This window comes from Phycicoccus sp. CSK15P-2 (assembly GCF_016888005.1).
Classification (GTDB): domain Bacteria; phylum Actinomycetota; class Actinomycetes; order Actinomycetales; family Dermatophilaceae; genus Phycicoccus.
In genome coordinates, this window is record NZ_JAFDVE010000001.1 from 71238 (window position 1) to 93876 (window position 22639).

General features: G+C 73.5%; 18 protein-coding genes. 15 read left to right on the forward strand and 3 right to left on the reverse strand.

The annotated features are described in order from the left end of the window. Window positions 1-79: 79 nt before the first annotated feature. The 6 genes from JQN72_RS00365 to JQN72_RS00390 all read left to right on the forward strand — a co-directional run bounded on the left by JQN72_RS00365 (window position 80) and on the right by JQN72_RS00390 (window position 6463). Window positions 80-1042: a DMT family transporter gene (locus JQN72_RS00365; protein ID WP_204133163.1), complete on the forward strand. Its 963-nt coding sequence runs from the start codon at window positions 80-82 to the stop codon at window positions 1040-1042. Between the two features lie 201 nt (window positions 1043-1243). Next, a complete protein-coding gene (locus JQN72_RS00370) occupies window positions 1244-1924 on the forward strand; it encodes a 50S ribosomal protein L25/general stress protein Ctc (protein WP_204133164.1) in 681 nt (226 codons plus the stop codon). Between the two features lie 82 nt (window positions 1925-2006). Continuing rightward, entirely contained in the window at window positions 2007-2609 is a 603-nt protein-coding gene (pth, locus tag JQN72_RS00375; RefSeq protein WP_204133165.1) for an aminoacyl-tRNA hydrolase, read from the forward strand. A gap of 397 nt (window positions 2610-3006) precedes the next feature. Then, on the forward strand, window positions 3007-4437 hold the full coding sequence (locus tag JQN72_RS00380; RefSeq protein WP_307812310.1) for a sugar transferase: 1431 nt from the start codon (window positions 3007-3009) through the stop codon (window positions 4435-4437). A 70-nt stretch (window positions 4438-4507) separates the two neighbouring features. Next, the gene (locus JQN72_RS00385; RefSeq protein WP_204133167.1) at window positions 4508-5530 is read left to right on the forward strand and encodes a glycosyltransferase; all 1023 of its coding nucleotides are present in this window, start codon (window positions 4508-4510) and stop codon (window positions 5528-5530) included. A gap of 3 nt (window positions 5531-5533) precedes the next feature. After that, the gene (locus tag JQN72_RS00390) at window positions 5534-6463 is read left to right on the forward strand and encodes a sulfotransferase (RefSeq protein ID WP_204133168.1); all 930 of its coding nucleotides are present in this window, start codon (window positions 5534-5536) and stop codon (window positions 6461-6463) included. A gap of 40 nt (window positions 6464-6503) precedes the next feature. Here JQN72_RS00390 and JQN72_RS00395 read toward each other — a convergent pair whose 3' ends face one another. After that, window positions 6504-7448 (reverse strand): glycosyltransferase family A protein, encoded by a 945-nt coding sequence (locus JQN72_RS00395; protein WP_307812311.1) that lies wholly within the window; start codon window positions 7446-7448, stop codon window positions 6504-6506. A 55-nt stretch (window positions 7449-7503) separates the two neighbouring features. Continuing rightward, entirely contained in the window at window positions 7504-8505 is a 1002-nt protein-coding gene (locus tag JQN72_RS00400) for a hypothetical protein (RefSeq protein ID WP_204133169.1), read from the reverse strand. 99 nt (window positions 8506-8604) lie between these two features. On the opposite strand from JQN72_RS00400, the gene JQN72_RS00405 reads away from it, so the two are divergent. The 9 genes from JQN72_RS00405 to JQN72_RS00445 all read left to right on the forward strand — a co-directional run bounded on the left by JQN72_RS00405 (window position 8605) and on the right by JQN72_RS00445 (window position 21755). Then, window positions 8605-10164: a lipopolysaccharide biosynthesis protein gene (locus tag JQN72_RS00405; RefSeq protein ID WP_204133170.1), complete on the forward strand. Its 1560-nt coding sequence runs from the start codon at window positions 8605-8607 to the stop codon at window positions 10162-10164. Window positions 10165-10257: 93 nt separating this feature from the next. Beyond that, window positions 10258-11745: an O-antigen ligase gene (locus JQN72_RS00410; protein ID WP_204133171.1), complete on the forward strand. Its 1488-nt coding sequence runs from the start codon at window positions 10258-10260 to the stop codon at window positions 11743-11745. Then, window positions 11742-13883, forward strand: a complete 2142-nt coding sequence (locus tag JQN72_RS00415) for a Wzz/FepE/Etk N-terminal domain-containing protein (RefSeq protein WP_204133172.1) — start codon at window positions 11742-11744, stop codon at window positions 13881-13883. The genes JQN72_RS00410 and JQN72_RS00415 overlap by 4 nt, the downstream gene beginning before the upstream one ends. A 1-nt stretch (window position 13884) precedes the next feature. Further along, window positions 13885-15072 (forward strand): hypothetical protein, encoded by a 1188-nt coding sequence (locus JQN72_RS00420; RefSeq protein WP_204133173.1) that lies wholly within the window; start codon window positions 13885-13887, stop codon window positions 15070-15072. Beyond that, complete coding sequence (locus JQN72_RS00425) at window positions 15065-15934, forward strand: sulfotransferase (protein ID WP_204133174.1); 870 nt, start codon at window positions 15065-15067, stop codon at window positions 15932-15934. Before JQN72_RS00420 ends, JQN72_RS00425 begins: the two co-directional genes overlap by 8 nt. 8 nt (window positions 15935-15942) lie before the next feature. Beyond that, window positions 15943-16719 (forward strand): hypothetical protein, encoded by a 777-nt coding sequence (locus JQN72_RS00430; RefSeq protein ID WP_204133175.1) that lies wholly within the window; start codon window positions 15943-15945, stop codon window positions 16717-16719. Next, a complete protein-coding gene (locus tag JQN72_RS00435) occupies window positions 16716-17678 on the forward strand; it encodes a hypothetical protein (protein ID WP_204133176.1) in 963 nt (320 codons plus the stop codon). Before JQN72_RS00430 ends, JQN72_RS00435 begins: the two co-directional genes overlap by 4 nt. Before the next feature lie 490 nt (window positions 17679-18168). Further along, window positions 18169-21054, forward strand: coding sequence for a PKD domain-containing protein (locus tag JQN72_RS00440; protein WP_204133177.1), 2886 nt, complete (start codon window positions 18169-18171; stop codon window positions 21052-21054). Further along, window positions 21051-21755 (forward strand): hypothetical protein, encoded by a 705-nt coding sequence (locus tag JQN72_RS00445; RefSeq protein WP_204133178.1) that lies wholly within the window; start codon window positions 21051-21053, stop codon window positions 21753-21755. The genes JQN72_RS00440 and JQN72_RS00445 overlap by 4 nt, the downstream gene beginning before the upstream one ends. Here the strand turns inward: JQN72_RS00445 and JQN72_RS00450 are convergent. Then, the gene (locus JQN72_RS00450) at window positions 21709-22605 is read right to left on the reverse strand and encodes a glycosyl hydrolase (protein WP_204133179.1); all 897 of its coding nucleotides are present in this window, start codon (window positions 22603-22605) and stop codon (window positions 21709-21711) included. The two genes, JQN72_RS00445 and JQN72_RS00450, sit on opposite strands and share 47 nt — an antisense overlap. Window positions 22606-22639 lie beyond the last annotated feature (34 nt).

Consider the following 22639-nt stretch of genomic DNA (forward strand, 5'->3'; position numbering starts at 1 on the left):
AATGACTCCTTACACCAGGGGTGGCTGCGTGCCGCCTCGCCGGCCGGGGAGTGTCCGGAGGGAGGTTCGGATGGTCGAGATGGTCCGTCGCACGCTGGGTGTCGGTCTCGTGGCGATGCTGCTCGGCAGCTTCGCGTTCGGGACGTCGGGCCCGTTCGCCAAGTCGCTCATCGACAGCGGCTGGTCGCCCGGTGCCGTCGTCCTCGTGCGGATGGCCGGAGCCACGCTCCTGCTCCTGCCGGTCGGCCTCTGGACCATCCGGCAGGACCTGGGCGTCCTGCGCCGCGAGCTGGGGCTGCTCCTCTGGTACGGGCTGCTGGCCGTGGGTGCGGCCCAGCTCGGCTACTTCCAGGCCATCGAGCACCTCACCGTCGGGGTCGCGCTCCTCATCGAGTACCTCGGGATCGTCGTCGTCGTGCTCTGGGTCTGGATGCTCACCCGTCGGCGCCCCCACGTGCTGACGGCGGTGGGGGTCGTCCTCGCGGTCGTCGGCCTCGGCCTCGTCCTCGACCTCTCCGGCCGGTCGACCCCGTCGCTGGTCGGCGTCGCCTGGGCGGTCCTCGCGGCGGTCGGGCTCGCCGGGCACTACGTCCTCGCGGGGCGCGAGACGCATCTGCCGCCGCTCACGTTCGCCGGGGCCGGTCTTCTCGTCGGGTCGCTCGTGCTGCTGGCGCTCGGCACCCTCGGGATCATCGACCTGCGCGTCGGTGCCTCGGTCGTCGACCTCTCCGGGTCGGCCGTGCCGGCCTGGGTCTCGCTCGCCGAGCTCGTCCTCGTCGCCGCGGCGGCCGCCTACGTCCTCGGCGTGCTCGGCACACGGCACCTGGGGTCGACACTCGCGTCCTTCGTCGGGCTCACCGAGGTGATCTTCGCCGTCCTCGTCGCCTGGGTGGTCCTCGGCGAGCTCCCGGGTCCGTGGCAGCTCGCCGGCGGGGTCGTCATCCTCGGCGGGGTCCTCGCGGTCCGGCTCGGCGAGGCCCGCCACGAACGACGGCGGACCGGCGGTGCCGTCGATTTCGAGGTTCCGGCGCCGGTCGCCTAGACTCGCGGGGTTGCCTCGGCGAGGGACGTCGCACCGGACGAGGGAGTCCGGCAGCCAGAGTGGTGGCTCGACCGTCCGTGATCGACGCTGGCGGCAGGCGAGCCCTCCGGGCCTCGCGGGCCGTTCGTGCGCCGGTCCGGTGCCACGCCCCGCGTCGAGGACCGACACCCGTCCGTTCCCGAACCATTCCCAGGAGTTCCCGTGTCCACCGAGGTCACCCGGCTCGTCGTCGAGCAGCGCACGCAGTTCGGCAAGGGCGCAGCCCGCAAGATCCGCCGCGCCGACAAGATCCCCGCCGTCATGTACGGCCACGGCACGGCTCCCGTGCACATCACGCTGCCGGGCCACGAGGCGATGCTCGCGCTCAAGCACACCAACGCCCTGCTCACGCTCGTCATCGACGGCGAGGAGCACATGGCCCTGGCGAAGGACGTCCAGCGCGACCCCATCAAGCCGATCATCGAGCACGTCGACCTCGTCGTCGTGCGCAAGGGCGAGAAGGTCACCGTCGAGGTGGGTGTCCACGTCGAGGGCGAGGCCGCGCCGGAGACCGTCGTCACCACCGCCCTCACGACCCTCGAGGTCGAGGTCGAGGCGACGAACATCCCCGAGTGGGTCACCGTCTCCGTCGAGGGCTTCGAGGCCGGGACCCAGGTCCTCGCGGGCCAGGTCGAGCTCCCCGAGGGTGCCGAGCTCGTCACCGACCCCGAGTACCTGGTCGTCAACGTCACCCAGCAGCAGTCGCAGGAAGAGCTCGAGGCCGAGCTCGAGGACGCCGAGGCCGAGGCCGGCATCGAGCGCGAGGAGTCCGACGAGGAGGCCGCCGAGGGCGAGTCCGCCGAGGACGCCGGCGCCGAGGGCGAGTCCACGGACGAGTCCTGAGCGCTCCCGCTCCGCACGGGGCCCGGTCCGCCACGGACCGGGCCCCGTCGTGCGTCCCCGTCCGGATGGCAGGATCGGTCCCGTGAGCGACTCCGCACCCTGGCTCGTCGTCGGCCTCGGCAACCCGGGACCGCAGTACGCGGGCAACCGGCACAATGTCGGGGCCATGGTGGTCGAGGAGCTGGCCGGCCGCACCGGGACGAGCCTGCGCACCCACAAGGCCCGGGCCTCCGCGGCACAGGTCCGGGTCGGCACGGGACCCGGGGGAGTGCCCGGCCCGCGCGCCGTCCTCGCCGTCCCCGGCTGCTACATGAACGAGTCCGGCGGGCCGGTCAAGGCGTTGCTGTCGTTCTTCTCCGTGCCCGCCGAGCGGCTCGTCGTGGTCCACGACGAGCTCGACATCGACCCCGGGGTGGTCCGGCTCAAGCGCGGTGGGGGCGAAGGCGGGCACAACGGGCTGCGCTCGGTGAGCTCGGCGCTCGGGTCCCGGGACTACCACCGGGTGCGCGTCGGCATCGGCCGGCCGCCGGGCCGGATGGACCCCGCCGACTACGTGCTGCGCGACTTCTCACCGACCGAGCGCAAGGACCTGCCCTTCACCGTGGGGGACGCGGCCGACGCCGTCGAGCAGCTCGTCACCGTCGGCCTTCTCGAGGCGCAGCAGCGGGTGCACGCACCCCGTTGACCTGCGCGGTCCGGGAGGCCGTTCGGTGGGCGGCGACGGCCGTACGCGGCCGGGACCGCGGTGGGGGTGACCCCGGTGTGGTGCCTGCGCCGGGGCCGGGGTGGTGCCGCCACCACTATCCGGGGATGACGCTTCCGGGGGGCCGCACGTTGTGGCTACAGTGGCCGACATCCGTAGCGAGCGGTGCAGGGCCGTTCGTCACGGGAAGTACTGATGCAGGCGAGTCCCACCGCTTCCGAGCGGCGGTGTCCGGCCTGATATAGCGCTTCGAACTCCATCGATTGCAGGGGTCGACGGTTCGATGAGTATTACTCAGAGCGTTGGCGCGCGCCCGTGGACACCTCCACGTCAGCGCCGAGCTCACATTGACCTGGCCGCATACGGCCATGCCCGGGTCGTGCACGGGCTCGCCGCCTGGGAGCGGCGTCACCACCTCAGGGCCTTCGGGCTCGACATCCTCGCCGCGGTCGCCGCCGTCGTGGGTGCTCTCGTCGGGCGCGACGCGCTCCTCGGGTCGCACGCGGTCCTCGACGACCCGTCCACGCCGTTGCGCGGGGCGCTGCTCGTGGCGGCCTGGCCGCTGCTGCTCGCCCGGCACGGTGGGTACGCGTCGCGGTACGTCGGCGCGGGCACGGAGGAGTACCGGGCCGTGACCCGGGCCGCCCTCGCGCTCGTCGCGCTCGTCGCGTTCATGTCGTACGCGCTGAAGCTCGAGTTCTCGCGCGGAGTGCTCCTCCTGGCGGTGCCGGTCATGGCGGGTGCGACGCTCGTGCTGCGCTGGATGCTGCGCCGCCGGCTGGCGGCCGCCCGCGAGAGGGGCAGGTTCCTCAGGCCCACCGTGCTCGTCGGTGAGGCGCACGCGGTCCGGGACGTCCTCCAGCGCATCGGCGCTGATCCCCGGACCACCGGGATGCGGGTGTCCGGGGTGTGCGTCAGCGACCCCCACGACCCCGTCCTGGCCAGCGACGAGTTCGTCGGGGTCCCCGTCCTCGGGGACGAGGCCTCGGCGGTCGAGGCCGTCGAACGGGTCGGTGCCGAGGCGGTCGCCGTCGCGAGCAGCCCGACGATGTCGGGCCACGCGCTGCGGCGGCTCGGCTGGGCGCTGGAGCAGAGGGACGTCGACCTGCTCGTCGCCCCGGGCGTGGTCGAGGTCGCGGGGCCGCGGCTCACGATGCGCCGCGCGGCCGGGCTCCCGCTGCTGCACGTCGAGCGTCCCGTGCTCAGCGGGATCCGGTACGGCCTGAAGCTCGCCGGCGACCGCGTGCTCGCCGCGACCGCGCTCCTCGTGATGTCGCCGCTCTTCCTCCTCGTCGCGCTGCTGGTCAGGCTCGACTCCCGCGGACCGGCGTTCTTCCGCCAGGACAGGGTCGGTGAGGGCGGACGCATGTTCTCGATGCTCAAGTTCCGCACCATGGTCCCGGACGCGGAGGCCCGCCTGGAGCAGATGCGCGAGGGGCACGACGGCAACGCCGTGTTGTTCAAGCGGCGCAAGGACCCTCGTGTCACCCGGGTCGGGGCGTTCCTACGGCGGTTCTCGATCGACGAGCTCCCGCAGCTGTTCAACGTCGTGCGCGGCGAGATGTCACTGGTGGGTCCGCGGCCTCCGCTGACCCGCGAGGTCGACGAGTACGAGAACGACGTCGTCCGCCGCCTCCGGGTGCGGCCGGGCATGACCGGCCTGTGGCAGGTGTCGGGGCGCAGCGACCTCTCGTGGGTCGACTCGGTCCGTCTCGACCTCTGGTACGTCGACAACTGGTCACTCGCGCTCGACGCCCAGATCCTGCTCCGCACGGCCAAGGCGGTCCTGCGCGGGCAGGGGGCCTACTGATGCGCATCCCTCCCCAGGTCGCCGTGTCGCGGCGTCTCCCCTCCTGACCGGCAGAAGGACGAGTTCCCCCATGTACCACCGCACCCCCCACCGGGGCCGCAGGGCCTTCGGCTCCGGCGACGGCCCCACCCTCCTCGTCGCGTCCACGGGCGGCCACCTCGAGGAGATGGTCCGGCTGCGCGAGCGGATGGGCCCCCAGCTCGGCGAGGTCGAGTGGGCCACGTTCGACGACGACCAGTCGCGCGGGGTGCTCCACGGGGAGGTCGTCCACCACGTCGCGTACATCCCTCCCCGCGGCTACCGGGAGCTGCTCCGCGCGGGCCTTCCCACCATCCGGATGCTGCGGCGCGGGGGCTACCGCGCCATCGTGTCCACCGGCGCCGGTGTCGCGCTGCCGTTCTTCGCGGCCGGGCGGGCGCTCGGCATCCCGTGCCACTACATCGAGAGCGCCGCACGGGCCGACAAGCCGAGCCTCACCGGATCGCTCGCCGAGCACATCCCGGGTGTCCGGCTGTACAGCCAGTACGAGACCCTCGCAACGGGCCGGTGGAGCTACGCCGGGTCGCTGTTCGACGGCTACGAGGCGGAGAGCGCGCAGGCGGCACCCCGGGGTGACCGCGGCGCGCAACGGGTCGTCGTGTCCCTCGGCACGATGCGCACCTACGGCTTCCGACGCGCGGTGGAGCGGCTCGTCGAGACCCTCCCGGAGGTCACCTCGGCCGACGCCGAGGTGCTCTGGCAGACCGGTGCCACCGACCTCGCCGGCCTCGGGGTCCGGGGACGCGGCCTCATCCCGGCCGACGAGCTACGGGCGGCGGTGGCCGAGGCCGACCTCGTCGTCGCCCACGGCGGCATCGGCTCGGCACTCATGGCCTTGGACTCCGGGCACGCACCCGTCCTCCTGCCTCGTCGGGCCCGGCACCACGAGCACGTCGACGACCACCAGTCCTACATCTGCCAGGCGCTCGACGCGCGCGGCATCGCCGTCGGCCGCGAGGTCTCCGACCTCGGGGTCGAGGACCTGTGGCGGGCCTACAACACCCGGGTCGGGGTCAGCGGCGACCCCGCCCCTCTCACCTTGAAGGTGGCGTAGCAGATGGGAGTCGACACGATGGTGGAACCGGTCCGGATGCGGCACCCCGTGCGTGGGCTCGCCCCGGTGCTCGTCACCGGCATGCCCCGGTCCGGCACGACCTGGCTCGCCCGGCTGCTCGCGCAGGCCCCGGGTGCCGCGATGACCGGCCGGGAGCCGATGAACCCCCGTGGTCGCCAGTACGCCCTGGGCGGGACGCTCGAGGGCTGGGCCCGGCTGTGCGAGCCCACGCCGCTCCAGGAGCGCACACTGCGCCGTGCCTACCGGGGGACGACGCCGTTCGTCTACAGCCGGTACGGGGTGCGTCAGTCGGCCGCCCTCCTTCCCGGGACGCGGCGGATCGTCAAGGACCCGTTCGCCCTCCTCTCGATGCCTGCCGTGCACGCGGCCACCGGGGCACGGCCGGTCCTCATCCACCGGCACCCCGGGGCGATGCTCACGAGCTACCGGCGGATGGGATGGCTGCCCGACCTCGAGGAGCTCGCCCCGATCGTCGCCCGCTACGAGGCGCAGCGCGATCCGGAGGACCCCGTGGTTCCTCGTCTGCCCGCGGACGCCGCGGCCGACAGCGCGACGGCCATGGGGTGGTTCTGGGCGGCGCTGTACGCCATGGCCCTCGCCGACCTCCGGCACGTCCCGAACGTCGTCGTCGTCGCCCACGAGGACGTCGCGAGCGACATCGCGGTCTGCCGGGCGCTGCACTCCGAGCTCGCGCTCCCGTGGGGCTCGGCTGCCGCTGCCGAGCTGGCGCGCAAGGGCACCGGCCGGGTCACGAGCACCGGGCTGCACAACTTCGAGCGTCCGCCGGCCGAGGTCGCGTTCGCCTGGCGCGGACAGCTCGACCCGGCGGAGGTCGAGGAGGTCGAGGAGATCACCCACGACGTGCGCGAGCGGCTCGCCCAGGCCGACTTCATCGTCACTCCGTGGCCCTGACACACCCCCTGGCCGTCGGGGCGCAGTCAGGGTCGGCTCGCTAGACGCCGTGCCCGCGCCGGTTCAGCTCACGCTGGATCCACTCGCCGGGGACCCCCGCGAGCACGAGCAGCGCGAGCGGCCACCGGCGCTCACGCGGGTTCCGCCGGGCGCAGCGCCACGTCCATCGCAGGGCCTCACGGCGCTCGCCGAGCACGGCGTGCCCGAACGCGAGCTTGCCGTACTGCAGGCCGGCCCCGACCCGGTCGGCCTCGATCTCGGGATGGTTCGCGAGGAGCCACGCGTGCGCCTCGTTCTTGTCCCGCCAGGCGTCGTTGAAGTACGACGACGCCCCCCATCGGATGCCGACGAGCGGCTCGTCGACGTGGGCGATGGGCGCGCTGCGCGCGGCCCGGATGAGGAGGTCCCAGTCCTCGGCCATGCTGCGGGGGAGGGACTCGTCGACGAGCCCGATGCCGCCCAGCAGGGCCTCGCGTCGGAAGACGAACGAGGACGAGTGGAGCATCGCCATCCGGGACCGGGCCATGTCGTGGATGGTCACGGTCTCCCGCCCCGCGAGCCGGACGGTGGCGCGGTCCCCGAAGTCGACCCGCATCGCGGTGGTCGCGAGCTCGGCGTCCGGTTCGGCCAGCAGGCGGTCCATCTGGCGGGCCAGCTTGCCCGGGAGCCAGACGTCGTCGTCGTCGCAGAACGCCACGAACTCGGTGTCGAGGGCCAGGATGCCGGTGTTGCGCGACCCGGCCAGCCCGGGCGTGCGGTCGTTCGTCGTGACCACCACCCGGCGGGTGGGGTCGTCGAGCCCGAGGGTGTGGTCGGGCTCGCTGCGGTCGAAGACGAGGACGACGTGGATCGGCCCCGGGTAGTCCTGCTCGAGGATCGAGCGCAGCGCCTCGCGCATCAGCGCCGGCCGGTCGTACGTCGCGAGCACCACGCCGACCGCGGGACGCCGGTCCGCGACCTCGTCGGCAGCGTCGTTCGTCGTCACGCTGAGATCCTCTCCGATCAGGGGGCCGGTCCGCAGGCCTTCCGCGGCGGGCAGTCTACGGAGCGGCGTCGACCGGGAGCCGCGCGAACACCTCGGACGCCGCCAGCCCTCTCAGCGTGTCGCGCATGGTCGGGTCGTTCGAGTACCGGAAGTCGCACGTCCCGGAGTAGTCCCACAGCCCGAGCGCACGGATGCGCGGACGCTCCCGGAGCATCGCCGGGATCTGGGCGTACCACTGCTGACGGGTCATGGGCGCGTCCTCCGCGAGAATCCCGCCGAGCTCGCTCACCATGAGGGGCTTCTCGGGGTCGATGCCGTGGCGCGGGCCCTCGACCTCCAGCCAGTCGTGGAAGACGTCGACGGCCTCGCCCACCGTCGTGGACGGCTCGAGCGGGTCGCACCCGGAGCGGGTGTAGGCGTCCCAGCTCACCCAGTCGACGACGTCGTTGCCCGGCCAGAACTCGCCGACGTGGTGCAGGGTGTCCTCCAGGGCGGCCGCGACCCACACCCAGACCGCGTTGTCGGCGCCCTCCTCGTGGAAGATGCCGTGGACCCGGCGCCACGCGGCCACGAAGTCCTGCGGGGTACCGCGGCCCTGCTTCTTCGGCAGGTCCATCTCGTGGTCGTAGGTGACCATGACGGGCGCGTCGAGGGACGCGATGCCGCGGGCCTGGTCGCGCAGGCGGTCGTCGTGCAGCCCGGCCGCGACGTCGGCCCAGGTGTGGTCCGTGGGGGAAGGCCCCACACGGGTCTCGATGTTGAGGTGCAGAGCACGTCCGGAGTCGACGAGCGCGCGCTCCTCGTCGGTGGGCACGGTGTCGTCCAGACCGTGGAAGCGGTACACGAGGTCGTACGGACGACCCGCGAACCGCTCGGCCTCCGCGAGCGACCCGAGGTCGGGCCGCTCGGAGGTGACCCCGAGCAGGACGCCACACGGTGACGACCCGTCGTCGGCCAGCGCGCACCTGTCGCCGCGGAGCACGAGGTAGCCGGCCAGGACGGCCCCGAGGGCCACGGCGGAGACGAGCCCCACGACGACCATCCGGGACGCGGACACGCTGGCCTCCTGGGCTGGACGAGGGACGTCCGAAGTGTAGGTGGCGGCGCCGGCCGACCCGGCGCCGCATCCGTGGGAGGGCATGCCACCCTAGGGCCCGTGAGCGACGCCGACCGCACCCGCCCCCAGGCGGCGGAGGCCGATCCGCCGAGTGGTGGCGCGGTCGGGCGGGTCGCGCGAGGTGGGGCGGTGAACCTCGTGGGCGCCGCGTCCTCGGCGGTCCTCGGCTTCGCGCTGACGACCCTCGTGGCGCGGGGCCTCGACGACGGCGTCGCGGGGGTGTTCTTCACGACCACCTCGGCCTTCATCGTCGCGGTGGCGCTGGCCGACCTCGGGGTGAGCACCGGGCTGGTCTACTTCATCTCCCGCGCGCGGACGGTCGGCACGGCCGACCAGGTCCGCGGGTTCGTGCAGGTCGCACGCGGCCCGGTGCTCGTCGTGGCCGCCACCACCGGACTCGTCGCCCTGGTCGCCGCGCCCGTGCTCGGCGGAGTCATCGGCCCGGACCGGCCGGACGCCACGGCGGCCGCGCTGCGCTGGCTCGCGCCCTTCCTCGTCGTGGCCGTCGTCGAGAACCTCGCGGTGTCCGCGACGCGGGGGACCGGGACCATGCGGCCCACCGCCGTCACGACCCTCGTGCTGCGTCCGGTCGCCCAGCTCGTCCTCGTCGGGGTGGCGGTGCTCGCGGCGCGTCCCGACCTCGTCGTCCCCGCGTGGGCGGTGGGGTACGTGGTCTCGGCCGTCGTCGCCGTCGTGTGGTCCCGCCGGCTGCTCGGCTTCGACGTCCTGCGCCCGGGAGGAGGTCCCGGCCCCCGGGGCGAGTTCTGGCGCTTCACGTGGCCGCGGGCGGTCATGGCCGCGGCCCAGGTCGCCATGCAGCGGCTCGACGTCGTCCTCGTCGGCGCACTCGCCGGCGCGGTGCCCGCCGCCGTCTACGCCGCCGCGACACGGTTCGTCGTCGCGGGCCAGATGGGGGCCCAGGCGGTCGGGCTCGCCGCACAGCCCCGCTTCGCCGCGCTCTTCGCCGTCGGGGACCTGGCCTCCGTCCGGGCGCTGTACCGCGTCTCGACCGCGTGGCTCGTCCTCATGACCTGGCCGCTGTACCTCGTCCTCGCCGTCTACGCCGACGTCGCCGTGCGCGTGTTCGGCGCCGGGTACGAGGGCGGCGACGTCGTCGTCACGGTGCTCGCGGCGGCCTTCATGCTCGGTGCCCTCCTCGGCATGGTCGACGTCCTCCTCGTGATGTCCGGGCGGACCACGTGGACCCTGGTCAACACGCTCGTCGGGTTCGCCACGCTCGTCGTGCTCGACCTTCTCCTCGTTCCGGCCCACGGCGTGCTCGGGGCAGCGTGCGGATGGGCCGGCGCGATCGTGCTGCGCAACGTGCTCGCCGCCGTCCAGGTCCGGGTGGCGCTCGGCGTCGACGCCGTCGGCACGCCACTCGCCACCGCCGTCCTGCTCGCCGGGGGCGCCGTCGGCGTCCCGCTCGTCGGGGCCCGCGCCCTCGTCGACTCCGCACCGCTCGCGGCCCTGCTCGCGGGCATGGTCGCGCTGCCGCTCTACGCCGCCGGGTGCTACGTCGCACGCCGGCAGGTCCACCTCCCCGAGCTCGCGCAGGCGCTGCGGCGCCGGGACGGGCGTGCCCCCGCCACCGGGTGAGCCCTCCGACCGTGTCCCGTGCCGGTCGATCCTGTCGTAGCCTGGCTGGCGGGCCGGCCGTGGGCCAGATCGCCGAGCAGGGAGACGCCGACCATGAGCACGACCGTGCTGGACCACGTGGGTCCGGCCGCACGCCGCTCCGGCGTGCCCGCACGCGGTGCCCGGACGCGGACCCGGCGCAACCCCGCGTGGATGCTCACGCTGCTCGTCGCGGGGTACCCGGTGTTCTGGGTGCTCGGGCTCTCCCAGTTCGCGATGACGATCATGGCCGTCCCCATGCTGGGGGTGCTCCTCCTGCGGAGGCCGATCCGCCTGCCGCGCGGGTTCGCGGTGTGGGCGGTCTTCCTCGTGTGGAGCGCCATGGGCATCCTGCTGCTGGGTGTCGACCCGCCGGGTTACGTCCCGAGCTCGGCCGCGTCCCGCCTCTTCGGGTTCGGGATGCGCGAGCTGTCCTACCTGTCGACCACGGTGCTGCTGCTCTTCATCGGCAACCTCGACGAGGACGAGCTGCCTCGCGACCGGATCCTGCGGCTCGGTGGGTGGTTCTTCGTCGTCGTCGTCGCAGGTGGCGTGCTGGGCCTGCTCGCCCCGACGTTCAGCTTCACGTCGCTGTTCGAGATGGTCCTGCCCCGCTCCATCAGCGAGCAGTTCTACGTGCAGAACCTCGTGCACCCGCGCGCGGCCCAGCTCCAGGCGGTCCTCGGCGACCGCACGCCGCGTCCGGCGGCACCCTTCGCGTACACGAACGACTGGGCCTTCCACCTGACGCTGCTCGGCGTCTTCTTCGTCGCGACCTGGCGCTACGCGCGTGGGGTCCTCGCATCCCTCGCGTGGCTCCTCGTGCTCGTGGCGGGCGCGGTGACACTCGTGTACTCGCTGAACCGGGCCGCCTGGCTCGGCGTGGCCGTGGGGGTGTGCTTCGTCGGGGTGCGCCTGGCGCTCCGAGGCCGGTTCGCGCTCGTCGGTGCGCTCGCGCTCGCCGTCGCGATCGGGCTCGGCACCGTCGTCACGACGCCGCTCGGGACGGTCGTCGAGCAGCGTCTCGCGGCCGGGCGCAGCGACACCATCCGCGAGTTCACCGCGCGCAAGGCCTTCGAGCTGTCGGCGCGCTCGCCCCTCGTCGGTTTCGGGAGTACCCGGGCCACCTACGGGTCGGCGGCGTCGATCGCGGTGGGCAAGAGCAGGGAGTGCCCGCAGTGCGGCAACGCGAGCATCGGGATGAACGGCTTCCTCTACCGGCTCCTCGTCACCACCGGGTACGTCGGAGCAGCGCTCTTCTTTGCGTTCGGTGTCGTCATGTGGTGGCATGCGCGCTCCCGCCGCACGGTCATGGTCTCCGCGGCGACGACCGTGCTCGTCATGACGGCGTTGTTCAGCCTCTTCTACGACGTGTCCACGGGCATGCTCGTCCCCACCCTCGCGCTCGGTCTGCTCTGGCGGGAGTCGCGAGCCTCGTCCCACCGGCCCGGCTCTCCCGGGTCGTCACCCGCCGACCTGGGGAGGTCCCGTACCATGACACGCCCGGAGCGCACTCCGCCACCGCTGCTCCTCCCCGACGTCCGAGAAAGGCCTCGTCCGTGAGTGTGCCGAGAAGCGAGGCCGACATCGAGGTCGCCGACTACGCCGCCGTGGTCCGGCGCCGCTGGCGGGCCATCCTCCTCGGGGTCGCCGTCGGGGTGCTGAGCGCCGTCGTCGCCGTCCTCGTCCTCCCGAAGACGTACACCTCCACGGTCTCGGTCCAGGTGCAGTCGGTCGGCGAGGACGGTGCGGTGCAGAACGGCCGGACCTCCTCGGCGCTCAACCTCGACACCGAGGCCCAGATCGTTCGCTCCACCGCGGTCGCCCAGCTGGCCCTCGAGCAGCTCGGCCCGGGGGTCGACGACTCGTCGCGGTCCCTCGCCCAGCACGTCTCGGTCACGGTGCCCCCCAACACCTCGGTCCTCAACATCTCCTACAACGCCACGTCGCCGCGCGCCGCCCGGGACGGCGCCCAGGAGTTCGGTGAGGCCTACCTGACGAACCGGCGGGACGTCGCGGACCGGCGGACCTCCGCCACCCGCGAGAGCATCCAGAAGCAGGCCGACGACGCGCGCGAGCAGCTCACCACGGTCGTGGACCGGCTCAACAAGCTGCCCAAGGACAGCCCGGACATCCCGATCGTGTCGTCCCAGCGGGACCTGCTGATCTCGCAGATCGGGCGCCTGGAGTCCGAGCTCCTCCAGCTGCGGACCGCGACGGTGAACCCCGGCGACATCATCACCGAGGCCCAGCTCCCGTCCACGCCGTCCACCCCGAACGTGCCGATCCTGACCGTGAGCGGGCTGGTCGGAGGCCTCGTGCTCGGGCTCATGCTGGCGTTCGGCCTCGACCGCGCGGACAAGCGGGTCCGCGGGCGCCGTGACCTCGAGCGCCTGGGTCTCGACGCGCTCGTCGAGCGGGTCGACGTCGGCCGTCCCGGGGAGCTCTGGGCCGCCGGCTCCGGGGCGCGGAACACCGAGACGCTGCGCCAGCTCCGCAACGGTCTGCTCCCGCAGCTCCACAGCGAGGAGGGCGAGGTGCTCGTCGCGGGCGTCAGCGACGACGACACCGGCTCCGCGGTGTCCTTCCACCTCGCGGAGGCCCTGGCCCGCAGTGGCGTGGACGTCGTGTACGTGTGCGCGAACCCCTTCCACTCCGTCATCGGTGAGGAGCTCGTGGCCGCGGGGCGGCCCGGGCTGGCCGAGCTGGTCCGTACCGAGGCCACGGCCGCCCAGGTCGCCGTCCCGGTCCCGGGCATCGAGAACCTGCGGGTCGTGACCCAGGGCTCCAGCCCGTCGCTGTCCCTCGAGCTGCTGCAGACCCGGCGCACCCGCGAGGCCTTCGCCGCTCTCGCCGCCTCGACGCAGGTCCTCGTCATCGACGTCGCCCCCACGGCCGTCAACGCCGACGCGCAGTCCCTCGCGGCGCTGGGCTACGGGGTGCTTCTCGTGACCACTGCCGAGTCCTCGCAGCGGCAGGAGGTCGTCGACGCCCTGGACCAGCTCTCACACGTGTCCGCGGTCGTCCTCGGCGCCGTCGTCGCGACCGTCCAGGACGAGCCGGGAACGACCCCGGCCACACCGATCATCACGCCGAGTGCCAGCCTGTCGGAGCTCATGGGGGTCCCGCACACCGAGACCGGCGAGGGCCACGAGCCGGACCCGGACGACCCCGCGGCCGACGCCGACGCGTCCCACGACGCGGCGGTGGACGACGACGATGCCGAGGAGCCGGCCACGGAGGGCGAGAAGCCGCAGGCCCAGGCGCCGGCCACCGAGGGCGAGGAGCCGGAGCCGCGGCCTCGGACGCCCGCCCCCGAGGGGCGCGGGACCGTCGAGGACGACGCGCACGGCCGGGGTGGCACGGTGGGCGACGAGCCGCCCGTGCCCGAGCGCCCCGTCGACGAGCCTCCCGCGCAGGAGCCGTCCGCCGAGCAGCCTCCCGCGCAGGAGCCGTCCGCCGAGCAGGCTCCCGCGCAGGAGCCGCCCGCCCCGGCGCCCGTCCCGGCCGCCACCAACGCCGCCGCCCGGCCCGTCCGGCCGGCCTCGGACGCCGGCTCCGTCGGCGGCGTCGCGGCCACCGATGCCCACGCGCCGCGGTTGCGCGGCCCGAGAGGGCAGGCGATCCGGCGTCTCGGGTCCAAGCGTGCGCGACGGCGCGGTGGCGGCCAGGGCGGGAACGCCTGGTCCACGAACACCTGACATGGCCGACGACCCGGACGTGGGCACCGACGTCATCTCCGTCCTGGGCCGCCTGTACCCCGAGCCGCAGCCGGTGCCCAGGGGCTCCCGGGGCGGGGACCTGCTCGCGCTGCCCTCGCTCGCCGAGGCCCGTGTCGTCCTCCCGGCTGCCGCGCCGCTCGCCTCCAGTGCGCTGCGGCACAGCCGCCGGACGGTCGGCCGCACCGACCGCGTCCGGACGACCGGGATGTCCTTCGGGCTCCGCCTCGGCGCAGGACGCCTCGTGGGCTCACGCGTGGCCCTGACGGGCGCGGGGCAGGGTATCGACGGGGCCCTCGCCGAGGTGTTCGGGCACCCGGTCGTCACGGGGATGTTCCTCGGCCCCCCGCGCGCCAACCGCAAGCCGGTGCTGCAGGTCCTCGACGCCGCCGGCCGCGTGGTGGGCTTCGCGAAGGTCGGCATCACCCCCCTGGCGGCGGCACTCGCGGCGCGGGAGGCCGAGACGCTGCGGATCCTCGGGTCGGCGGACCTCGGCGTCGTCGACCCGCCCCGGCTCCTGGCCGAGCTCGAGTGGGACGGCCTGCCGGTCGTCGTCCAGTCGGCCCTCCCGGTGTGGGAGCAGGGTCCCGGCCTGGACCACGAGCTGTTCCGGGAGGCGATCCGGGACATCGCCGACACCGGGCCCCGGTGGAACGGGCAGTGGCGCGACTGCGCCTACCGGGGCACGCTGCGGGAACGGGTGGCTGCCGTCGAGGACCCCGAGCTGCGGGCACTGGCGGCAGGCGTGCTCGACAGCCGGGTCCCGGACGACCTCGAGCTCTCCACCGGCGCCTGGCACGGCGACCTCAGCGCCTTCAACGCCGCGACCACGGCCGCGCGCCGGGTCCTCGTGTGGGACTGGGAGCGCTACGAGCAGGGGGTTCCCGTCGGGTTCGACGCCCTGCACCACGTCTTCCTCCCGATGCTGCGCGAGCGGTCCCCGCGTGTCGAGCCCGCCGTCGCGCTGCTCCATCGCGCACCGTCGCTGCTCGGCCCGCTCGGCGTCGGCCCCTCTGCCGCCGCGGGCGTCGCGACGCTCTACCTGGCCGAGCTCGCGGCGCGGTTCTCCCGGGACCAGCAGGGCCGCACCGGGACTGCCGGCGGGGACCCCCGGCACTGGATGCGTCCGCTGGCCGCGACGGCCCCGTCCTCGAGGAGCGCCGATGGCTGAGCGCGGACCCGCGGCGCAGTGGGCCCACGGACGCGCGCGCCGGGCGTCGGCCGTGGTGGGACGTCTCACGGCGTCGTCCCGGATGGAGCCGGACTTCCTCGTCGTCGGGGCGCAGCGCGCCGGCACGACGTCCCTCTACCGCACGCTCACGCGCCATCCGGACGTCCTCCCGGCCGGGCTGCACAAGGGCGTCCACTACTTCGACACGGCCTACGACCGCGGGCCGCAGTGGTACCGGGCGCACTTCCCCCTGCGGGCCACCGCCGCCCGGGTCGCCCGGCGGACGGGCCGGCGCCCGGTGACCGGCGAGGCCAGCCCGTACTACATGTTCCACCCGCTCGCGCCCGAGCGGATCGCGCGGGACCTGCCGCACGCCAAGGTCGTCGTCATGCTCCGAGACCCGGTGGAGCGCGCGTACTCGGCGTACACCCACGAGTCCGCCCGGGGCTTCGAGACCGAGTCCTTCGAGCGGGCGCTCGAGCTCGAGCCCGAACGGCTGGCCGGGGTGGAGGAGCGCTTCGCCCGCGACCCCCACCACGTGTCGCTCGAGCACCAGCACAACGCCTACCTCTCCCGCGGGCACTACGCCGAGCAGCTGGAACGGCTGGCGGCCCATCTGGGGCGGGACCGGATCCTCGTCGTCGACAGCGACGAGCTCTTCCTCGACGCCGGGCCCGTCCTGCGGGGCGTGGGCGACTTCCTGGGGCTCGGCCCATGGGACTCGCAGACGTTCGAGAAGCGCAACGCCCGTCCCCGGCGCTCCCTGGAGGGCGCGCTGCGCGAGCGCCTCGAGTCCTACTTCGAGGATCACGACGAGCGCCTGGCCGCGTGGTGGGGCCGGACACCGAGCTGGCGCGGCTAGGCCCGGGGATGGGTTCCACACCGCTCCGGGTGACGAGCACCCGGGTCGCCGCCGTGGCGTACGGCCTCGGGGTGCTCGCCCTGCTCGTCGTCGTCACCGGTCTGCACCGTGCGATCCTCCCGGGCGGGCTCGCGGGTCAGGTCGGGCACAACAGCGAGGCCCTCGCCTACGCCCTGTCAGCGGCGGCGCTCGTCCAGTACGCCCGTCCCGCCGCGCTACGAGCCGCCTCCCGTCCGGCGGCAGCCGCGGTCGGCACCCTGGTGCTGGCCGGCGTGGGGTGTGCGCTGCTGCTCGGTCCGTGGCCGTCGTCCGTCGTCACGCTCAACGAGTCGGCCTTCGGGGTGGCGCTGCTCTGGCCGTACCTCCTGCTGCCCCGGCCGCTGCGGTACGCGCCACTGGTCACCCTGGGGGGACTTCTCGTCGTGGCCCTCCTCTTCGACACCCGGATCGTCCTGGACCAGGCCGAGAGCATCGTGCCCGCGCTCCTCGCCCCGATCGCCCTCGACGTCGCGGACCGCACCGTCCTCGAGCCGGAGCGGCCGGACCGCCCCGTCCTGCGGCTCGTGTGGATCGGGGCGCTCCTCGTGCTCGCCGTGTCGGTGAACCTCGCCGCGCGGTGGGCACGCCAGGACCTCGCCGGTCCGGTCGACTCCGTCATCGACTACGGTCAGCGTGCCGCCGAGGCCTACTACGGATGGGTCATGATCCACGTCTTCTTCGGGTACCTGCTCCCACCACGGCTGCGCCGCGACGAGCGGTCCGGACCCACGGAGGTGTCGGCATGAGCGCGGGACGCGTCGTCTACGTCGGGGGGATGGGCCGCAGTGGCTCGACGCTCCTCGAACGGGCCCTGGCCCAGCTCCCCGGGGTCTGCGGGATCGGGGAGACCGTCTACATGTGGCAGCGGGGCGTGGTCAACGACGAGCGCTGCGGCTGTGGGGTGGCGTTCTCCCGCTGCCCGTTCTGGACCGAGGTCGGCGAGCGTGCCTTCGGAGGCTGGGCGAACGTCGACACCGACCACGTGGCCGCGCTCCGCCGCAAGGCCGACGACGTCAAGCACGTCCCGGGACTCCTCCTCGGCGTGCACACCGCGTCCTGGCACCGCGCGGCCGCCGAGTACGTGTCGTACTACGAACGGCTCTACGCCGCGGTGCGCGAGGTGTCCGGGTGCGACGTCGTCGTGGACTCCTCGAAGGTCACCTCGCTGGCCTACCTCCTGGCCCGCTCACCGCGGGTCGACCTGTCGCTCGTCCACATCCTGCGCGACCCGCGCGCCGTCGCGTACTCGTGGACCAAGGTCGTGCGGCGCCCGGAGGTCACGGACTCCGAGGCATACATGCCCCGGTACTCGCCGACCTACATGGGTGCGCTGTACAGCGGGCACCACGTGCTGCTCGAGGCACTGCGGCTGCGGGGTGTGCCGACGCTGAACCTCCGCTACGAGGACTTCGCCGACGCGCCGGAGGTGGCGGTGCGCCGCACGGCGGCCTTCGCCCACCTCGAGTACGACCGCGATGCGGTGTTCGGCGCCGACGACCGCACCCTGCGGCTCGAGACCGTGCACACCGCGAGCGGCAACCCCTCGCGGTTCCGCACCGGAGCGGTCGACGTCCGGCGTGACGACTCGTGGACAGAGCGGATGCCGTTGCGGCAGAAGGCGGTCGTCTCGGCCCTGACCTCTCCCTTGCTCGCGGCGTACCGCTACCGGCCGGTGTCCCGGAACGCCGCCACGCCGCGCGGCTGACGGTCCCGGACCGGACCGTCCGCCGCGCGGCTCGGGAGATGGTCCCGCCGGGGGTCTTGCGGATTCGGCGGGGTGAAATATCATGACTTCCCAGTCGCCGCGACCGGTGCAGGGCTGATCGCGACGCGAAGATCGACGGGAGCAGGGCCCGTTCCGACGGACCTCGCCCCCGACCACTTCGAACTCCATCGATAGCAGGGGTCGACGGTTCGATGAGCAGTGCTCTGGGCGTTAGTGCGCGCCCGACGGGTACCCGTGTCCCGGGTTCCCCACGGACGGCCGGGTGCGGCCGTCATCACCCATGCCCGGACGGGCGCTCCACGGCCATGTGCCGACGGCCGGCGGACGCACGGCGTCCTTCTCTCGCGGCCACCGCACTCCAGCTGACGCAGCACGTCGGCGTCGCCTCCCTGGCACCGACGGACCGGGCGTCCTCCCCGGTCCGAGCCTCCTCCCGCAGCTGCTGCGGCCGTGTCTCCCGGAGCTAGCCATGTCCACTCACGTTCGACGACCACTCGCACTGCTGCTCGCGGCGGTGACGTTCCTCGGGATGCTCTCCGTCGCGAGCACCACCGCCGTGTCGGCACCGCAGCACGACAGCGTCGTGTCGGCCGAGCCCGCCACCGGCACACCCGCCGTCGACGACGGGTCCGTGCTGGGCATCGCCCAGACGGGCAGCACCGTCGTCGCCGTCGGGAGCTTCACCGGTGTCACACCGCCCGGCCGCTCGAGCGTCGCGCGCGCCGGCGCGTTCGCGTTCAACGCCTCGAGCGGGGCCCTCGTCGGCGGGTTCGCCCCCACCTTCGACGGGTCGGTCGAGGACGTCCTCCCCGGCCCCACGACCGGGACGGTATACGTCGCGGGCCGGTTCACCCGGGTCAACGGCCAGGTCGCCAACCGGATCGCGCTCCTCGACGTCTCCACCGGCCAGCTGGTCGCGGGCTTCTCCACACCGGGGATCAACGGCGTGGTCAACGCGATCACCCGCGCGGGGAACCGGCTGTACGCCGGAGGGAACTTCACGGCGGCGGGCAACCGCCCGCACGGCGGTCTCGCCGCCTTCGACGCCACCACCGGCGCCATCGACCACTCCCTCTCGGTGCAGGTGGACGGCCACCACAACGACTCCGGCTCCGGGGCGCAGGGCGCCATCGGCGTGCGTGACCTCGACGCCGTCCCCGATGGCTCACGGCTCGTGGCGATCGGCAACTTCAAGACCGTCGACGGTCTGCCTCGCGACCAGCTCGTCGTCGTCGACCTCGGGTCGAGCCCCGTGGTGGCCCCGACCTGGCGCACCCGCCGGTACGAGCCCTACTGCTTCAACTGGGCCTTCGACACCTACATGCGCGGAGTGAGCGTCTCGCCCGACGGCTCCTACTTCGTCGTCGCCACGACCGGTGGGCCCTCCGCGGGGACGTTGTGCGACGCTGCCGCGCGCTTCGAGGTCGGCGCCTCGGGCGACGACATCCAGCCGACCTGGGTCAACGCCTCCGGTGGTGACACCCTCTGGGGGGTCTCCGTCACCGAGACCGCGGTCTACGTCGGAGGTCACCAGCGCTGGATGAACAACAGCTCCGGTGCCGACGAAGCCGCCCAGGGTGCGGTGCCGAGGCCCGGCCTGGCGGCGCTCAACACCGAGACCGGCGTCCCGATCTCGTGGAACCCGGGGCGCAACCCCCGCGGCACGGCCGTGTACGCCCTGTACCCGACCGCCACCGGCCTCTGGATGGGCAGCAACACCGACTGGGTCGGCAACTTCGAGTACCGCCGGCCGAAGCTCGCGTTCTTCCCGCTGGCAGGTGGGAAGCCGGAGGCGTCGGACGCCACACCGGGTGTGCCCGGGACCGCCTACATCGGTGGCGGAGGGTCCGATCCTTCCGGGGCGAGCGCGCTGCGGGCGGTCGAGCTCACGACGCGCGGCGCGGGGAGCCCCCGGGACGTGTCCGACCAAGGGATCGACTGGACGCAGGTCCGGGGCGCCTTCGTCGCCGGCGGCAGGCTCTGGTACGGCAACCGCTCGGGTGACCTGCGCTCGCGGTCCTTCGAGGACGGCGCACTCGGCGCCGAGAAGGTCGTCGACCCGTACGACGACCCGACCTGGGCGGGGGTCGACACCGGCAGCGGCAACACCTACGACGGCAAGGACGTCGCGCTCTACCGCCAGATGAGCGGTGTCACCGGCATGGCGTACGCGGACGGCCGGCTGTACTACACCCGGTCGCGCAACCCGAACCTCTACTGGCGCTGGTTCAACACCGACAGCGGGATCATCGGCTCGGAGGTCTTCACGGCCAACGGTGGGCGCTCGTGGCGCGGCACGTCCGGGATGTTCGTGGCCGGCGGGCAGCTGTACTTCGTCTCCTCCGACGGCACGCTCGACCGCATCGCGCTGACCGACGGTGTGCCGACCGGGTCCCCGACGACCGTCGACGGCCCGGCGGACTCCGGCACCGACTGGCGTGGGCGGGCGCTGTTCCTCACCGCCACCGCGGCGCTGCGGGAGAACACGGCCCCCACGGCCGACTTCACGGTGTCGTGCGTCGACCTCACCTGCGACGTCGACGCCTCGGGCTCGGCGGACGCCGACGGCACCATCGAGTCCTACGCCTGGGACTTCGGGGGGGCCACCGCCAAAGGGCGGACGGCGCGGCACACGTTCGCCGACCCCGGCACCTACGCCGTCACCCTGACCGTCACCGACGACCGCTCCGGCACCGACACCACGACCCGGCAGGTGACGGTCGAGGTGACGCCGCCGCCGGAGCAGCCGATCCGCTTCGTCGACGCCGGCGGCTCGGCCGCCAACGTGCAGTCCCCGGCCGTCACGGTGCCGGCGGGTGCCGAGGCGGGCGACCTGCTGCTCCTCACGGCGACCGTGAGCAGCAGCCCCGTCGTCGCCGACCCCACCGGGTGGACGCTCGTGGGGCGCAAGGAGACGACCGGCATGACGACGCTCGTGTGGAGCAGGACCGCCGCCGCCGGAGACGCCGGCAGCGATGTCCGGCTCACCTTCCAGGACCGCCGCAAGTCGGCGCTCGCCGTCACGGCCTACCGCAACGTGGGAGCCGTCGGCCAGACCGCGACGGTGGTCGACGCCGCGACCTCGACGCACTCGGCGCCCTCCGTGACGGTGCCCAACGGATCGTGGGTCGTCTGGTACTTCGCCGACAAGTCGCCGGACACGGAGTCGTGGACGGGAGGCACAGGGGTCACCGGGCGCCAGAAGGTCTACTCGACGGGCGGCGGCCGGGTGTCGGCGTTCGTCGGCGACACGGCCGGTCCGCGCTCGGGCGTCGTCGAGGAAGTCACGGCCAGGACCGACGTCCAGAGCAGCCGGGGCATCGCGTGGTCCATCACCCTGGAGGCGAGGTCATGAGGACGTCGGGGACGACACCGGTCACGCCGCGACGGTTCCGTCGAGCGAGGGTCGCGCTGGTCACCGCCCTCGTCCTCGGGGTCGCGGGCTGCAGTGACGGAGGCACCCCGGACGCCGCCTCCACGTCGGGGAGCGCGTCGGCGTCCGGCGCGGTCGGCCCCACGTCGCCGGGGCCCGAGCGCACGTCGCCGGGGCCCGAGCGCGGGACGGGCACGGACGCCCCGGCGGACCCGGCGACCCCCGCGGAGGCCACCGAGGCCGCCGAGCCGTCCGGTCCCGAGGCCGAGTCCGCCGAGCCCGGGAAGGACGGTCGCCAGACGGCCGTCTTCGGGCGGGTCTCCGGAACGAGCGACGGGTCCTGCGTCGCCGTCGGCGACCACCGCGACCTGCGCTCGGGCGACGTGGTCGGCGGGCCGTTCGACGAGGCGCGCAAGGCCTGGGGCACGACGCGGGCCGACCTCGACCCGGAGTCCGTCCGCCTCTACTGGGTGCCGATGCACACCGCCGAGATGGCGGGCGTCACGGTGGTGGCCCAGCACGAGGAGTCCGGCGAGAAGGTCACGGCGAGCCGTGACTCCTTCGGCGACGCCGAGCAGTGGAAGTACTACGTCACCGACCTCGAGCTTCCGGAGGCCGGGGAGTGGCGGATCTCCGTCACCGCCGGCAAGGACCGGGGCTGCTTCCGGATGACGCTGCACTGAGGAGGTCACACGCGCCGCGTCGCTGGTTGGGTAAGGTCGTCCGGAGCCGACCCTCGAGGTCCAGGACGGCCGAGCGCCGCACATCGGGCAGCGACCAGCCGTCCTCGACGAGACCTGCCAGCGCCCGGTACTCGCTCGCCCTGCTCAGTGACCAGCGGCAGTCGGCGTTGCTCGGGTTGGTCGGGGGGTGCTGGAAGTAGAACGCCGAGACGAAGTACGCCCGGTTGGCCTTGAGCCAGGCGTACCCGTCGTGGAGCCACCTGCTGCGGTCCACCGAGCTGTGCGCCGCGAACTCGGGCAGGGATGCTTTCTTCTGGCGGGCCTTGGCGAAGGCGAGCACGCCGCTCGCCACCGTGGACAGCGACACGTTCTTCCCGGTGCCTTCGCCGCAGACGTCCCAGTTGTAGGCGTCGGCTCCGACGATGTCGATGTACGCGTCGCCGGGGTAGTAGCGCGGGGCGTAGTTGCTGGCCGTCGGATTGGCCCGGTAGCCCCAGTCGGTGGCCTGGAAGACCCACAGGACGTTCTTGACGCCCTGTTGCCGGAAGGTGGTGACGACCTTCCGGTAGGCGGCCTGGTACTCCTCCGGCGTGCCGAGGTAGCGCTTGGTCTTGGTCTCGGGCTCGTGGCCGAAGGCGACCTGGATGCTTCCGCCGCGGGCCTTGATGGTGCGTGCCCACCGGATCATGTCGTTGTGCAGACTCGAACCCGGTGCGGCGTTGGCGACGGTGCGCCAGGAGAGGCCGCTGGCGTTGACGGTGATCATCTCGCCCGTCGGGACGCCCTTCTGGAAGTGGCCGTAGGAGTGTCGAGGAAGGGTGGCGCCGACCGCCGAGGACAGCGTGGTCACGTCGCCGACGCTGCCGAGCAGGAGGCGACCGGCT

Excerpts from the sequence above, each read along its gene's own strand:
- JQN72_RS00385 (WP_204133167.1), top strand. The coding sequence starts at position 4,508 with ATGTACCACCGCACCCCCCACCGGGGCCGCAGGGCCTTCGGCTCCGGC.
- JQN72_RS00445 (WP_204133178.1), top strand. The coding sequence starts at position 21,051 with ATGAGGACGTCGGGGACGACACCGGTCACGCCGCGACGGTTCCGTCGA.
- JQN72_RS00410 (WP_204133171.1), top strand. The coding sequence starts at position 10,258 with ATGAGCACGACCGTGCTGGACCACGTGGGTCCGGCCGCACGCCGCTCC.
- JQN72_RS00425 (WP_204133174.1), top strand. The coding sequence starts at position 15,065 with ATGGCTGAGCGCGGACCCGCGGCGCAGTGGGCCCACGGACGCGCGCGC.
- JQN72_RS00430 (WP_204133175.1), top strand. The coding sequence starts at position 15,943 with ATGGGTTCCACACCGCTCCGGGTGACGAGCACCCGGGTCGCCGCCGTG.
- JQN72_RS00365 (WP_204133163.1), top strand. The coding sequence starts at position 80 with ATGGTCCGTCGCACGCTGGGTGTCGGTCTCGTGGCGATGCTGCTCGGC.
- JQN72_RS00420 (WP_204133173.1), top strand. The coding sequence starts at position 13,885 with ATGGCCGACGACCCGGACGTGGGCACCGACGTCATCTCCGTCCTGGGC.
- JQN72_RS00390 (WP_204133168.1), top strand. The coding sequence starts at position 5,534 with ATGGGAGTCGACACGATGGTGGAACCGGTCCGGATGCGGCACCCCGTG.
- JQN72_RS00440 (WP_204133177.1), top strand. The coding sequence starts at position 18,169 with ATGTCCACTCACGTTCGACGACCACTCGCACTGCTGCTCGCGGCGGTG.
- JQN72_RS00435 (WP_204133176.1), top strand. The coding sequence starts at position 16,716 with ATGAGCGCGGGACGCGTCGTCTACGTCGGGGGGATGGGCCGCAGTGGC.